This window comes from Nocardia sp. Tas62D01 (assembly GCF_055232035.1).
The window spans coordinates 5,628,148-5,641,796 of record NZ_JBUYUZ010000001.1 but is presented as its reverse complement, the minus strand read 5'-3'; the positions used below and the strand labels follow the sequence as shown (position 1 = coordinate 5,641,796).

At 66.3% G+C, this 13,649-nt stretch carries 10 protein-coding genes, 2 pseudogenes and 1 riboswitch; of the genes and pseudogenes, 4 read left to right on the top strand and 8 right to left on the bottom strand.

The features are described from left to right. Positions 1–20 precede the first annotated feature (20 nt). A riboswitch (cobalamin riboswitch) is annotated at positions 21–262 on the top strand. Between the two features lie 145 nt (positions 263–407). Next, the gene (metE, locus tag ACV7NQ_RS26720; RefSeq protein WP_463362143.1) at positions 408–2,675 is read left to right on the top strand and encodes a 5-methyltetrahydropteroyltriglutamate--homocysteine S-methyltransferase; all 2,268 of its coding nucleotides are present in this window, start codon (positions 408–410) and stop codon (positions 2,673–2,675) included. Between the two features lie 614 nt (positions 2,676–3,289). Here metE and ACV7NQ_RS26715 read toward each other — a convergent pair. Next, on the bottom strand, positions 3,290–3,451 hold the full coding sequence (locus ACV7NQ_RS26715) for a hypothetical protein (protein ID WP_463362142.1): 162 nt from the start codon (positions 3,449–3,451) through the stop codon (positions 3,290–3,292). 33 nt (positions 3,452–3,484) lie between these two features. On the opposite strand from ACV7NQ_RS26715, the gene ACV7NQ_RS26710 reads away from it, so the two are divergent. Next, positions 3,485–3,838, top strand: a complete 354-nt coding sequence (locus ACV7NQ_RS26710; protein ID WP_463362141.1) for a hypothetical protein — start codon at positions 3,485–3,487, stop codon at positions 3,836–3,838. Between the two features lie 176 nt (positions 3,839–4,014). Here ACV7NQ_RS26710 and ACV7NQ_RS26705 read toward each other — a convergent pair whose 3' ends face one another. From ACV7NQ_RS26705 to ACV7NQ_RS26690, 4 genes are all read right to left on the bottom strand, one after another. Then, positions 4,015–6,558, bottom strand: coding sequence for an ATP-binding protein (locus ACV7NQ_RS26705; RefSeq protein WP_463362140.1), 2,544 nt, complete (start codon positions 6,556–6,558; stop codon positions 4,015–4,017). Positions 6,559–6,599: 41 nt separating this feature from the next. Continuing rightward, complete coding sequence (locus ACV7NQ_RS26700) at positions 6,600–8,111, bottom strand: helix-turn-helix transcriptional regulator (RefSeq protein ID WP_463362139.1); 1,512 nt, start codon at positions 8,109–8,111, stop codon at positions 6,600–6,602. A 71-nt stretch (positions 8,112–8,182) separates the two neighbouring features. Continuing rightward, positions 8,183–8,761, bottom strand: a complete 579-nt coding sequence (locus tag ACV7NQ_RS26695) for a dihydrofolate reductase family protein (protein WP_463362138.1) — start codon at positions 8,759–8,761, stop codon at positions 8,183–8,185. 319 nt (positions 8,762–9,080) lie between these two features. Continuing rightward, complete coding sequence (locus ACV7NQ_RS26690) at positions 9,081–9,815, bottom strand: MerR family transcriptional regulator (protein WP_463362137.1); 735 nt, start codon at positions 9,813–9,815, stop codon at positions 9,081–9,083. A gap of 160 nt (positions 9,816–9,975) precedes the next feature. On the opposite strand from ACV7NQ_RS26690, the pseudogene ACV7NQ_RS26685 reads away from it, so the two are divergent. Beyond that, positions 9,976–10,140: pseudogene (locus ACV7NQ_RS26685) on the top strand (DUF1707 SHOCT-like domain-containing protein); the annotation flags it as partial. A 22-nt stretch (positions 10,141–10,162) separates the two neighbouring features. Here the strand turns inward: ACV7NQ_RS26685 and ACV7NQ_RS26680 are convergent. From ACV7NQ_RS26680 to ACV7NQ_RS26670, 3 genes and pseudogenes are all read right to left on the bottom strand, one after another. After that, on the bottom strand, positions 10,163–12,238 hold the full coding sequence (locus tag ACV7NQ_RS26680) for a serine/threonine-protein kinase (protein WP_463362136.1): 2,076 nt from the start codon (positions 12,236–12,238) through the stop codon (positions 10,163–10,165). Between the two features lie 6 nt (positions 12,239–12,244). Continuing rightward, positions 12,245–12,622 (bottom strand): hypothetical protein, encoded by a 378-nt coding sequence (locus tag ACV7NQ_RS26675; protein WP_463362135.1) that lies wholly within the window; start codon positions 12,620–12,622, stop codon positions 12,245–12,247. 192 nt (positions 12,623–12,814) lie between these two features. Continuing rightward, a pseudogene (locus tag ACV7NQ_RS26670) lies at positions 12,815–13,108 on the bottom strand (amino acid permease); the annotation flags it as partial. Positions 13,109–13,456: 348 nt separating this feature from the next. On the opposite strand from ACV7NQ_RS26670, the gene ACV7NQ_RS26665 reads away from it, so the two are divergent. Continuing rightward, positions 13,457–13,633, top strand: coding sequence for a DUF1737 domain-containing protein (locus ACV7NQ_RS26665; RefSeq protein WP_463362134.1), 177 nt, complete (start codon positions 13,457–13,459; stop codon positions 13,631–13,633). Positions 13,634–13,649 lie beyond the last annotated feature (16 nt).

Sequence of the window (13,649 nt, the reverse complement as noted above, 5' to 3'; positions counted from 1 at the left end):
TGGAGCCGCGACGTCGCGTATCCGGAGCCGAGTTCGCTTCGTCCGTGCTGGGCGGGGCGGGCGAGAGGGAATCCGGTGAGAATCCGGGACTGTTTCGCAACGGTATGCAGGAACGACCGCCGTCACACCCACTGAGTTCGATGGGCCGACCAGTCCGCGATTTGGGAAGCGACGGCCAGTAGGTGAGCCCCGGCGCAGGCCGGGGTGGGCCAGAAGGCCCGTGCCCGCAAGTCCGAAGACCTGCCAGCCGTGTCGGGTACGCCGTATCCGGCGGCCACCGCCTCGTGGATTGGGCGCGCGGACCACCAGTGCTGACGTGTCGGGCTCCTGTCGGTTTTCCGGCGTGTCACTTGGTTTCCGCGAGCTCGTATGGCGATGACCCTCGAACTCAGCACTGGAGAAACATCGTGACTGTTTCGGATCACACACCGTTCACCGCAACGGTTCTCGGTCTCCCGCGGGTGGGGCCGCACCGTGAGCTCAAGCGCGCCACCGAGTCCTACTGGGCCGGGCGTATCGACGCCGAACACCTGCACGCCGTCGCGCGCGACCTGCGACGCTCCCAGCTCACCGAACTAAAGGCCGCCGGGCTCGATTCGATTCCGGTCGGCACCTTCTCCTACTACGACCAGGTGCTCGACACCGCCGAACTGCTCGGTGCGCTGCCGCCCCGGGTGGCCGGGATCGCCGAGCCGCTCGACCGCTATTTCGCGGCCGCGCGCGGCACCGACACGGTCGAACCGCTGGAGATGACCAAGTGGTTCGACACCAACTACCACTACCTCGTGCCCGAAATCGACTCGGAAACAACATTTTCACTGCACCCGGAGAAAGTGATCGACGAGCTGCGTGAGGCGCTCGCACTCGGTGTCCCCGCTCGACCGGTGGTGGTCGGCCCGGTCACTTTCCTGAAACTGGCGAAGGCGACCGGAGTGGCGGCGCTGGATCGTCTCGGCGAACTCGTTCCGCTCTATCGTGAGCTGCTGCGGCTGCTCGCCGCGGCGGGGACCGAGTGGGTGCAGTTGGACGAGCCCATCGTCGTCACCGACCTGACCGACGACGAGATCGACCTGGTGCGGCACACTTACGCCGAACTGTCGGCGGCGACGGATCGTCCGGCGATCCTGGTCGCCACCTACTTCGGACGGCCTGGCGCCGCACTGACCGCACTGGCTGGCACCGACATCGAAGGTGTCGCACTGGATTTCACCGTGCCGACCGATTTCTCGGAGATCGTTGCGGTACCGGCATTGGCGAGCAAGCTGCTGGTCGCGGGTGTGGTCGACGGACGAAATGTGTGGCGCGCCAACCTGGATCAGGCCCTGGCCACGCTCGGCACGCTGCTGGGTAGCGCGGGGCCGGTGGCCGTGTCGAGTTCCTGCTCGCTGCTGCACGTGCCCTACACCCTGAAGCTTGAAACCGGCATCGACGAGCAACTGCGCTCGTGGCTGGCGTTCGGCGCCGAGAAGGTCGCCGAGGTGCGACTGCTTGCGACCAGGCTGCACGAAGGCCCGGAGGCGATCACCGACGCATTAGCCACCACCCGTGCGGCTTTGGCGACCAGGCGCACCGATCCCCGCCTGCACAACCCGCAGGTGCGGGCCAGGCTCAACGCGCTCGGTCCGGAGGCGACGAGGCGCGCGCCCGCGGACGAGCGACGCACACTGCAGGCCGAACGCCTGCGATTGCCCGCACTGCCGACCACGACGATCGGTTCGTACCCACAGACCTCGGCGATCCGCCGGGCCCGCGCAGCGGTGCGCAAGGGTGAGATCGATCAGGCCGAGTACGTCCGCAGGATGCATGCGGAAATCGCGGATGTCATTGCGCTGCAGGAGAAGCTGGGCCTGGACGTGCTGGTGCACGGCGAGCCGGAACGCAACGACATGGTGCAGTATTTCGCCGAACAACTCGACGGCTTCGCCGCCACCGAGGCGGGTTGGGTGCAGTCCTACGGCACCCGCTGCGTGCGGCCGCCGATCCTGTACGGCGATGTGGCACGGCACAATCCGATGACCGTCGATTGGATCACCTATGCCCAATCGCGCACCGACAAGCCGGTCAAGGGCATGCTTACCGGCCCGGTGACGATTCTGGCCTGGTCGTTCGTCCGCGACGACCAACCGCTCGCGGATTCGGCACGGCAGGTGGCGCTGGCGATCCGGGACGAAACGGTGGACCTGCAGGCCGCGGGCATCCGCATCGTCCAGGTCGACGAACCGGCGCTGCGCGAACTACTCCCCCTGCGCGCGGCGGATAAGCCAGAGTACCTGGACTGGTCCGTGCACGCCTTCCGCCTGGCGACCTCCGGGGTCTCGGACGCCACCCAAATCCACACCCACCTTTGCTATTCGGAGTTCGGTGAGGTTATCGGCGCCATCGCCGGTCTGGACGCCGACGTGACATCGATCGAGGCGGCCCGCTCGCATATGGAGGTGCTCGACGATCTCAACGCGGCGGGCTTCGGTCTGGGTGTTGGTCCCGGCGTCTACGACATCCACTCCCCCAGGGTGCCGAGCGTCGAGGAGATCACCAGGTCACTGCGGGCCGCACTGAAAGCCGTCCCCGCCGGACGGCTCTGGGTCAATCCCGACTGCGGCCTGAAGACCCGCGGACCGGTCGAGGTCGAAGCGTCGCTACGCAATATGGTCGTCGCTGCGGCGGCGGTGCGCTGACCGGCGCGGCGCCAGAGCCGTCCCACTGCCAGCGCAACCCCCACATTCTCACTCTGATGCGCGCAGTCTCACTCTGATTCGGGCTCCGGCCGCGGCATCCGACGCCGCGACGGATACCGCTCGCATGGCTCCTCGGGCCGCGGCTCCCGTATCCGCGATCGCGAGCCGATGCCCTGACGCCACGCGGTATGACACCCCGGACAACGATCCATATCCCCTCCTCGCACGCTCGGCACAGCATCCCCTGTTGTCATCCTTCGACGCGCGAGACCCCGGTCCGGTTCCCACCGTTTCCTGCGGATTCTCCGACGACACCAGCGCTGACCGTTTCGACTCGCCGCGCCGCCTTCCCGCCAGCGACAAAACTCTAGACATCTATCGAACCGTCGATTAATGTGACGTTATATAGCGGCACGATAGAAAATGAGTCGCTAGCCGGGGATTCCCGGACGATCCAGCGATCGTGACAGGAACGGACGCAAACGATGACCAGCGACAACAAACCGCGACGGACGACGAAACCGCTCCTGCGCCTGCTGATCGTGAGCGCAACGGTGGCGACCCCTGAGGTGCTGATGCCGACACAGGTTCTAGCCGAGCCCGGCCCGACCGTTTCAGCGGCACGGACCGAAATCCTTGACCACCACCGACACGACCGGCCCGGCAGCGATTCGCAGCGCCATCGCAGGCGCCGCGAGCACGAGCGCCGCGAGACCTGCTGCGCGCAGTTCATTCCCGGCCGACTCTTTTGCGGCGTTTTCGCCGACTGAACCCACTTTGACCAGCTTGAAAGTGAACGGAGAAATTCGATGACCACTAATACCTCCCATCCGACCGGCCGCCGCTTGCTCACCTTTGCCGCAATCGTCGGCGTGGTCACCACCGCCTCGGCGGGTTTGGTATTCGCGGAGTCCGGCCGCAGCAACCATTCGACCGGCCGCGGCGGCTCCTACAGCGACGGTGACACCACCGGCGCGCATCACATCGACCCCATGGGCTACATGCACAGAGAGTCCGATCCCCTGAAGCAGGCCGAGCAGGACCAGTCCGTTCGCGACTACTACCAGCAGCACAACACGGGCAACAACACGTACGGACGCGTCGGCTCCGCTGACGGCGGCGGCTGGGTCGTGTGCAAAGCCCAAGCGAGCTGGTGCAAGTAATCCAACAAGTGTATGTGCCGTTATCCAGCGGCACATTACATGACGCGTAAAGTACCCCGAAAAGCCTGAACGAAAAGACGGAATACAACGACTACTGCGTGGGCGGTCAGCTGATCGAAGGCGCGCAGGACGTGTACCGAGTGGTCACCGACCGCACGGTGCCATGCACTGGACTGTCACGGTCGGGTCGGCGGGCGAACGGGCCGCTGCTCGGATTCGAGCCGGATGCGCTCGTCGAGTTCGCCGGGCACGTGCGCCATGATGTCCGAGCGAGTGGCCGCCATCAATTTGCGGCGGACCGTCGCGACCTGAGCATCGACCGTCCGAATAGAGCTGCCGCGGCGCGCGGCGATGGCACTGTTGGCCCAGCCCGCAGCCGCCAGCACCGCGACGTCCCGCTCTGCGGGCGAGAGTTCCTGCCAGCGAGAGGCATTCGCGCGAGCGACGGCAACCTCGCGCGGCAGCTCCTCGATCGCGAGCCTGCCCAGCATGAACCGTTGCACCTCATCGAGTTCCGGGCGCAGTCGCGCCCCGCGGCGTGCGGCCTCCGTATAAGCCTGCGCACCGAGGACCGAGGTCGCGACCTCGCTGGCCTGCTCGATCCCCCTGGCCACCAACGTCACCCGGTCGGCGACGACGCCCAACCAACGGTGCAGAGTCGCGACACCGCCTTGCAGATAGGCGATCTCGGTGGCCGCCGTCTGTAGTTCGGCGCGGTTGCCATCCCCCTCCGCTATCCGGGTGGCGAGGATATAGCTCAGCGCCATCATGCTGAAGTGGATGACCCAGCTTGCCGTCCACCTGTCGCCGATGCCGATATGCCGTTCCACCGCGGCCCTACCGATTTTCACCGCCTCGTGCGGGTCGGCGTGCCTGGACAATGCGATCAACCACGCCAGTTCCGCCCAGGAGACCGCCCATCCGGAATCGGCGCCGACGGACCGATCGAAATGCTGCCGCGCCACACTCAGGGCTTGCTCGGCCTCACCCAGGTTCGCGCAGGTGAGCGCGTGGAACAGTTCGCTGCGTTGCGCGCCGCCCTGGTCGTCCAGCTCGATGAATTTCCTTCGCGCCCTGGCCAATACATCGACCGCCCGCAGATCCAGATGGATCAGGAACAACTCGAGTCCCCAGGTGGACTCCACCGGGGCGGGCAGGCCGATATCGTCGCGGGTGGTCTCGCGCCAGTTCCGACGCAGTCCCGGATCCGTCACGCACTCGGCCACGCATTCCTCCAGCAGTTGCGCGGTGTAGGCATGCCGCCCCTGCCAGATCGCGACCCATCCGAGCAGCGCGGTCGCGGTCATCCGCAGCCGGGTGGGTGCGAGTTCGACATGGCGGGTGACTTCCAGAGCCTGTTCGGTGAGCCCCGCGATGGCGCGGTTAGCTCCGGTGATGAACGGAACGCGCAGCGCCATCAGGACGGCGGCGGTCTCCAGGCCGATGACGGCCTCGGTGGGCTCGGTCAGGCTGGTTTCTATGGCCGTGAGGATGTTGCACCACGCCGCGCGTACCCAGTCGAGCCATTCCTGTTCGCGCGGGCTGTACCACGCGGCCTGACCCGCGACGACCCTGTCCCGGTAGTAGCGCCGATGGCGGCCGAGCAGCCGCGCATCGTGCACACCGTCGGTGCGGCGAGACAGCCGGTCGCGCGCGAACACCCGGACGCTTTCGAGCAGGCAGTACCGCACGGTGGTCGGCGCGATCCGCACCGAGACCAACGACCGTTCCGTCAGCCGCTCCAGCAGCCGCGCAATCTGCGCCTTCGGCAGTGACGGATCGGCGCATACGGCCGCGATGGCGTCGTATTCCGCTCCGCCGGTCCGTGTTTCGTCGCCCTCGGCCTCGCAGCCCGCGGCGAATACCGACATCCGGTCCAGCAGAAGCTGTTCAGGGCCGGTACACAGTCCGTACGACCAGGCGATCACGTCACGCACGCTGCTATGGCGTTCCTCGGCCCCCACCCGGACGCCGCGCGACCACTGCATCCGCCGGTCGTCGGTATCGCCGGTGAGTTCACGCAGCACGATGACGGGCGTCCGGTGCCGCAGGCGCGCCGCCGCCAGTCGGATGAACAGCGGGTTGTTGTGCACGTGCCCGCAGATCTGCTGGGCGATGGCGAGTTGGTCGGGATCCTCGGGGATCGGCTGCCCGGTGAGCTGCGCGCGCTGCCGGAACAGTTCGAGGGCGTGACCGGCCGACAGCGGCGGCACGGTGACGATGTGCTCATCGATCCACCCGACCGGTTCCCGACTGGTCGCGATGATGGTCAGCGCCGGCGCCGCTTCCAGCAGCCAGACGATCAGCGGACCCACGCCTGCGAGCACGTGCTCGCAGTTGTCCAGCACCAGTATCGATCGGTGGCCGGCCGCCGCGTCGCCGCCCGCGAAGGTCCCCAGCAGACCGTCCCAGGCCGAGTGGGTAGCGATGTCGGACGTGATGACCGACTGCACCACCTTTTCGGCAACGACCGCGGTATCGACACCCGGCGCCAACCGGGACAGCCGCGTCCAATACACGGTGTGACGCGGTGTCTTTCGGAACCTGCGCAAGGCTTCGGTCGCCAGTGTCGTCTTGCCGATACCACCGGGTCCGGCCAGGGTGATCAGTCGAGCATTGGATGAGGACAGCAGCGCGTCGATCACCCGCAGCTCGGCGTGCCTGCCGACGAACTCACTCGCCGCTGCGGGAACCTCACCGCCTGGATGCGCTGCAGACATGTTGCTCACCTATCGATTTCGTTGGCACCTGTCGCAGTAGCCTATCGATGCCGAGACTGCCTGCGGATCGGCCGGCGTTCGGATTCATTCCGGACGCGTTCGGTGAGTTCATCAGGAATGTAGCCGACGATATCGGTGCGCGAGGAAATCATCAGTTTCTGCCGGACGGTGGCGACCTGTGCGTCGACGGTCCGGATGGAGCTGCGCCGGCGGGCCGCGATCGCGCTGTTGGGCCAGCCCGCGGCGGCGAGCACAGCCACGTCGCGTTCCGCCTGGGACAGATCGCGCCACCGCGACGCAACCCGCAGCGGCCGCGGGCAGGGCACGGTGGCCGCCGGATTCCAGGCCGACAGCACCGAGTCCAGTGCGGTCTCGTTCTTCGGAGCATGCTGGATAACCTGTCCGACAAGGACTTTGGACCGAAAGTAGCGACGTTGCGCGGCGGCCAGTCGGTCCGCTTCACCGCGGTCGCGGTGGCGTAGTCGGTCGCGGGCGAAGACCTGAACGCTCTCCACCAGATACCAGCCGACGGTGGTCTCGGTCAGGTGCACCGAAAGCAGCGATCGCTCCGTCAGTCGTTCCAGCAGGTGCTCGATCTCGCTCGCGGGCAGCACCTGGTCCGCGCACACCGCGATCACCGCATCGAGTTCGATGCCCTTGCGGGGTGATTCGTCGTCATCGGTCTCGAAACCCGTGGCGAATACCGACAGCCGCTCGAGCAAGAGTTGTTCCTGCGCGCCGCACAGCGCGAACGACCAGGCGATGACGTCGTACACGCCGCGGTGCCGTACCGCGGTGCCCGCCCGGGCGCCGTGTGTCCACTGCAGGCGCTTGTCGTCGGCGTCGCCGGTGAGCTCGCGCAAGATTATGGCGGGCGGTTGATGCCGCAGGCGCGCCGCGGCCAGCCGGATGAACAGCGGGTTGTAGTCGACGCGTCGGCAGATCCGCGCGGCGACGGCGAGTTGCTGCGGATCGCCGGAGACCCACCGCCCGACGAGTTCGGCGCGTTGCCAGAACAATTCGAGCGACTGCTGCGGCGACAGCGGCGGCACCGTCAGGATGTACTCGTCGACCCAGCCGATCGGTTCCCTGCTGGTGGCCAGGATCGTCAATCCCGGGGCTGCCGCCAGCAGATCCGAGATCAGCGGACCGATGGCGCCGAGCAAATGTTCGCAGTTGTCCAGCACCAGCACCGCTGGATCGGCGGAATGGTCGGTACCGCCGTCGATGGCGCTCGCAGGCACGTCGCGCCGCGGCCGGGATGCGACGGCGGCGCGTACCGCCGACTGCACCCGGTCCCGCGCGGTAGTCGCGCGGTCGGCTTCCAACTCGGCCAGCCACACCCAATAGACCGGGCGGATTCCGGCGCGATACACCCCACGCATGGCCTCCACAGCCAACCTCGTCTTGCCGATGCCACCCGGACCGACCAGGGTGATCAGCCGTGCACCCCCCGCCAGCAGGGTGCACAGCCGGTCCAATTCCATTGGGCGGCCGACGAATTCACAGGTCGACGCAGCCAGCACGTTGCTATGTGCCTGTACCAGGGACATAGAGATGAAAGTTAGCCGAACGATCGTCGAGGCGGGGGAAATTTTCGGTTACCGGGGTGATACGTCGACCGTCACGCCGATGAGTGGGCCATCTGTTGGTAGTGCACCTGGACAACGGCGCTGTCGAAGGTCATCACGTCGACAAGTTGCAGGCCCGCCATCACCGCCGGAGTCGGGAACAGCGGAACGCCGCCGCCGAGCAGGAGCGGATGTACGAACAGTCGGTACTCGTCGATCAGATCGTGCTTCATGAAGGCCGACGCCGTCTCGGCGCCGCCGAACAAGACCATATTGCAGCCGGGCTGCTCCCGTAGTGCGGAGATCTCGTCGACCATCCGGTCCCGGACGACTCGCGTGTTCCAGTCCGCGCTGCCGAGGCTGCGCGAGAAGACGAGCTTCGGCGTCTGCTTCCAGCACCGCGCGAAGTCGACATAGAACTCGGATATCGCCGGATCGCCGTCGGCGGTCGGCCAGAACGATGCCATCATCTCGAAAGTCTTGCGCCCGTACAGGAACAGATCGGCCGCGCGCAGCTCGTCGAGAAACGATTCGCACAACTCCTCGTCCACCATCGGCCAGTGGATCTGCTGATCCGGCCCCTCAGCAAAACCGTCGAGCGACATCTGCATCCACAGTGTCACGCTTCCCATTGATCAACCCATCTGCTGCCCTCGTACCAAAGTGAGATTGTCGAGGGAGCGGCGGGGCGCGCGCATCGGTAGATTCGCGCACGGCATACCTAGGTAGATGGCGCGGCGTGGTTCGGTGGTTGAAAACTCAACCACATCGAGGGCGAACTGCGACGCTGTAAAGAGGTTCAGGTGAGGCGAACAGCGTTGTGGCGCAGATTTCCTGCCGGCTGGCGGCGTCATTGCCGCTGCTGCCTGCCACCTAACCTACCGCCGATCAACAGCACGTTATAGCTCACTACCTTCAGGTGTGGGAATAGCGAACCGCGGAAGTCGGCCGTCATGCCTCCGACAGCACCTCGGCGAGTTCCGTGTCCTGGTCGAGATACCGTGCCACGAACAGATTTACGAGCTCAGCGGTCGCCTCGCCCGGCGTCGTCCTAGTTGCCGCCAGACGTTCGGACAGTTCCACCAGTTCCACCGAACTCCGCTCGGATTGTTGGAACGCCGCCAGGGCGGTCCTGCGGAACATGTCCACGAACCGACGGGCGATGCGGTCGGCATCGGTGCGCAGCTTCTCGAGTTCGTCGAGTATCTCGCCGTTGGGCACCCCCTCCGCCGCCAGCTTGTCGATGATCCGAATCAGGCGACGATCCGCGATCCGATAGTTCGCGGCGTCGACGGGCTCGTACAGACCGGCAGCGACCACACGGGCCAGGCCGTTGGGGACATCGCGGTAGCGTTCGGCAAGTTCCGTCGCGGCAATCGTTTCTCCGGCGTCGGCAACCACCGCCCCCATAGCGACTTCCTCGGCGACGCCGAGGATGTCGCCGAGGTCGTCACCGCGGCCCCAGGCGTTGAGCAGTTCCTTGATGCCGTTGAGTTTGATCCCGCGATCCAGCAACCTGCTGATGGTCCGCACACGATTGAGATGCTCTGCGTCGTAAAACCCCGTGCGCCCTTTGACCTGCGGTGGGGGCAGCACGCCCCGCTCATGGTAGACCCGCAGGCTACGCACGGTCGTGCCCGCCTCACGCGCCAGCTCGTCGATCGTGTATTCAGCACCGGCAGCCATACTTCAAGGAAACCACATCACGGCCCCGACCGGCCCCTGCGCACGGGCGTGGTGTCCGCGATACGTGGCCGACAGCGACAAATCAGCAAACACCATCCCGACGCGTGGTCTTCCCGCCCATGCAAACCGGCGCCTGCACGTTACGCCTAATCCTTCCGACATGAGCGAATCCGCGGGCTCTCGAGTCAGTGTCGCGGATCGCGAGCGGGCGCTGCGCGAACTGTCGCACCACCTCGGTTCCGGCAGGCTGGATCTGACCGAATTCGACGAACGCAGCGTGCCGGTCTCGGCGGCCACCACCAAAAGTGAGCTGGCCGAACTGTTCGCCGAACTGCCCGGCAGTACACCTAGAACCGGGTCCGCGGCCGCACGTAGTTGGCCAGATCAACCAGCCGGTACCGGTGCAGGCGGTGCGGCGCGATGCGAGCCAACGCGCGCAGGCTCGATTCCAGTCCGCTCTGCAGGCCCCGCGGGGTGACTGGGAAGCCGAGGATCGTCGCGTCGGCACTCGCCAATCGTCCGCCCGCGCGCAGCCACTCGAGCGCCGCGCCCACCACGATAACCTGCAATTGCAGGGCCCGCGGCTCGTCCGGCGCCGCCTCCAGGCGAGTCGCCGCCTCGCCGAGATCCGCCTCAGTGATGTCGGCGACCGGCCGCGACACCAGTAGCAGGCAACCCGTCATGCGGGCCACGCTGTGATAGCGCGACGCCTCGGGCACCTGATCCAGCACCGCCACGGCCTCGAGCAGCGCACCGTCGGCCGCCAGTCGGCGCGCCAGGCCGAACGCGGCGCTCACCACACCGCGGTTGGTCTGCCATACCGTCTGGTAGTACTCGGCCGCGATCCGATGCCAGCGCTGGGCGTCGGCGGGCGCATCGAAGTACTGCAGCGCGAGTTCCGCGGTGGCGGCCAGCGCGAGCGCGGGCGCGAGTTCACCGGGCAACATGCTGTGCACGAGCTCGAAGTACTCGTAGGCACGCTCGTACTGGCTATCGAGCAGGGCGGCCACTGCGGTGTACCACTCGAGGCGCCAGTCGGCGCCGTAGCGGGGTCGCAGATCCGCCAGCCGGTCGCAGGCCAGCACCACATCGCCGAGGTCGAGATGGGCGCGGATCGCGGTCAGCGAGCCCTCCAGCTCGAACGACTCCGGCTCCGGGATGATCCCGGACACGATGCGGTTGCCGGCGCGCCGCAGCGCGTCCAGGACCTGCCTCGGGTCGCCGTGCAGCAGCGTGGACAGCAGGTCGGCGCTCGGGTCCTCACTGTCCATCAACGGCACCGGTAGCGCCGCCACCACACTCGGCGCGTCCAAGGCCGGGCGACGGTGTCTGCCGTCGGTCATCCCGTCGGTCTGCCCGATGAGCGTTTCGATACCGAAATCACCACGCATGGAACCCAATTCGATCGACGCCTGCGGGTGTTCGAGACCCGTTTCGGCGGCGAGCACGATCCGGAGCACCCCGGCGAGCTGGCAGTACATCGAATAGGCGGAAGGGAAGCGGCGCTGCGGATCCAGGTCGGTGGCCCGCTTCAGCAGCCGATACAGGGCCGGGTTGCGCCCCAGCCGCGGCTGGTCCTCGGGTGTGGGCAGGCCAGGCAGATAGTGACCGTCGGCGTCCTTGGGCAGTTCGAGTATCAGCGCGGCCAAGGTCCGGCCGACCGTGTAGATGTCGGACGCCACGGTGGGGCCGGTTTCGGTGATTTCGGGCGCCTGGTATCCGGGTGTCCCGTAGATGCTGCCGTAGGACTCCATCGCGGCAACCGCACCGAGGTCGATCAGTTTGACCTCGTCCTCACTGACCATGATGTTGTCGGGTTTGAGGTCGTTGTAGGCCAGTCCGAACGAGTGCAGATAGTCCAGCGCAGGCAGGATCTCCATCATGAAGGCGATCGCGTCCGAGACCGAGATGCGCTCCGGAGCACGCAGATCGAGCATCTTCTTCAACGATCGGCCGCCGACATACTCCATGACGATGTAGCCGTCGGCGACGTCGCGCGTCGACTTGTGTTTGACGAAGTTGTAGATCTTGACGATGCCGGGATAGGCCACCTCGGAGAGGAATTGGCGTTCGGCGAGGGCGACCACATGCGCCTCGAAGTCGAGCGGATTCTGCAGGCCCTTCAACACCACCCAGCGGTCGCTCACATTGCGGTCGATGGCGAGGTAGATCCAGCCGAGGCCGCCGAGCGCGAGACTGCCCTGCACCTCGTACTGGCCCGCCACCATCTCCCCCGGTCCGAGGGCGGGTCGGAAGTTGAACGGCGATCCGCACCGGCCGCATTCGCCGACCACCGCACTCGGTCCGGCCTCGGTGGTGCGGCCGACCGGGTTTTGACACTTCCAGCAGAATCGTCTGTGCTCGGGCACTTCCGGACGCTCGAGTATCGAGGTGCGCGGATCGAGCGGGCTCACCTGAGGCATGGCTACCTAACCGTCACCGAGCCGGCGCACGCTCGGCCGGGACCTGGCGCTGCGACCCGAACCGGGATCGGATTCACCTTCGAGCTGAGCCAGTAGCGCGGCCTCGGAACCGGTGGTGAGCTCGGCGGTCGAAACCTGTTGACCCGGCTCACGTTCGTCGACGTCCGGGGTCGGCTCGGGGTAGGCACGACGGCGCGGCGACTGGCCCTCGACAATCCATGGCCTCGACCACAGGTGCGAGAACCGTAGGGGCACCTCGGTTTTGGTGGATCGCCTAGTAGCCCGTGGGTGTGGCATCCGCCGTGGCACCTCGGTGCCGCGCATCCGCCGATTCGCCCACGGATGCGGCAACGGACGGTCGGATGCGCTGGGGTGCTCCGGCATGCGAACCTCTCGAACCCACCGTTTAAATGGGGTTTCATTCCGGTCCGCCACCTGTCGACGCGCGTCAGCATTGTTCTCAGCATCGAAATAGGTCCGCCCCGGGCTTGTAGCCCGGGGCCGGACAATGGCTCACTTTTCGTCGGGCTTGTCGAGAACCACCGCGGTGTCGTTGATCGAGCGCCGACTCGGCCGCTCGGCCAGGACCGAGACGAAGGACCCCGAGGAGGGGCGATGCAGCACCAGCTCGCCGAGCGCTCGCAAGATGAAGAACACGAACACGCCACAGACGGCGTACACCAGGAACAGCCCGGGTCCCGCGTGGGCCAGCCTGCCGCCCGCGCCGAGGAACAGTCCGGTGCCGATGGCGCCACCGATCGCGATCATCTGCAGCTGACGTGGGCTCAGCGACTTGTGGTAACCCGCGTCCTCGTCATGGAGCGAGTCCACCGGCGCGGACAGCTCCGAGGAAGGTCGAACTGTGGTCATGGTGACAGCCTTACGAGTGACGAGGATCATATCTGCAATCAATGTACCGTCAACTAACGGTACGTTCAATAGCGGACACATGATGATAATCAAGAATTTTTGGCGACATACCCACTGAGCAGCGACGATCGGCGCCGACGTCAATGATCGGGCCGCTGCATATCGGTACGCTCGAGATGAGAATCGGCTGATGGAGCGGATACGGCGTGGTTCGAACGGGAGTTCATCGCGGTACCCGAGGATCGCTTCTTCCGCGCCGAGCTGTACTCTGCGGTTCGGTGAGATCGCCCGCGCTCGCTGTTGCCGCAATCGGACCGGTCACCGCGCCGACCGCTTTAAGCTGGCGGCATGACCGAAGATCAACCTCTGCGCTACCGATTGATCACCGGAGTCGACGACGCCACGTTCTGCGAGCGGGTCAGCAGCCTACTCGATCAGGGTTATCGGTTGCAGGGGCCGCCCGCCGTAACCTTCAACGGCACCAACGTGGTTGCCGCGCAGGCGCTGGTCTGGGGTCCGTATTGAGCAGGCTGAGTACGCT

Bases quoted from the DNA above. Each gene is read 5' to 3' on its own strand.
- ACV7NQ_RS26710 (WP_463362141.1), top strand. From the start codon at position 3,485: ATGACCACTAATACCTCCCATCCGACCGGCCGCCGCTTGCTCACCTTT.
- ACV7NQ_RS26705 (WP_463362140.1), bottom strand. From the start codon at position 6,558: ATGTCTGCAGCGCATCCAGGCGGTGAGGTTCCCGCAGCGGCGAGTGAG.
- ACV7NQ_RS26700 (WP_463362139.1), bottom strand. From the start codon at position 8,111: ATGTCCCTGGTACAGGCACATAGCAACGTGCTGGCTGCGTCGACCTGT.
- ACV7NQ_RS26695 (WP_463362138.1), bottom strand. From the start codon at position 8,761: ATGGGAAGCGTGACACTGTGGATGCAGATGTCGCTCGACGGTTTTGCT.
- ACV7NQ_RS26690 (WP_463362137.1), bottom strand. From the start codon at position 9,815: ATGGCTGCCGGTGCTGAATACACGATCGACGAGCTGGCGCGTGAGGCG.
- ACV7NQ_RS26680 (WP_463362136.1), bottom strand. From the start codon at position 12,238: ATGCCTCAGGTGAGCCCGCTCGATCCGCGCACCTCGATACTCGAGCGT.
- ACV7NQ_RS26675 (WP_463362135.1), bottom strand. From the start codon at position 12,622: ATGCCGGAGCACCCCAGCGCATCCGACCGTCCGTTGCCGCATCCGTGG.
- ACV7NQ_RS26665 (WP_463362134.1), top strand. From the start codon at position 13,457: ATGACCGAAGATCAACCTCTGCGCTACCGATTGATCACCGGAGTCGAC.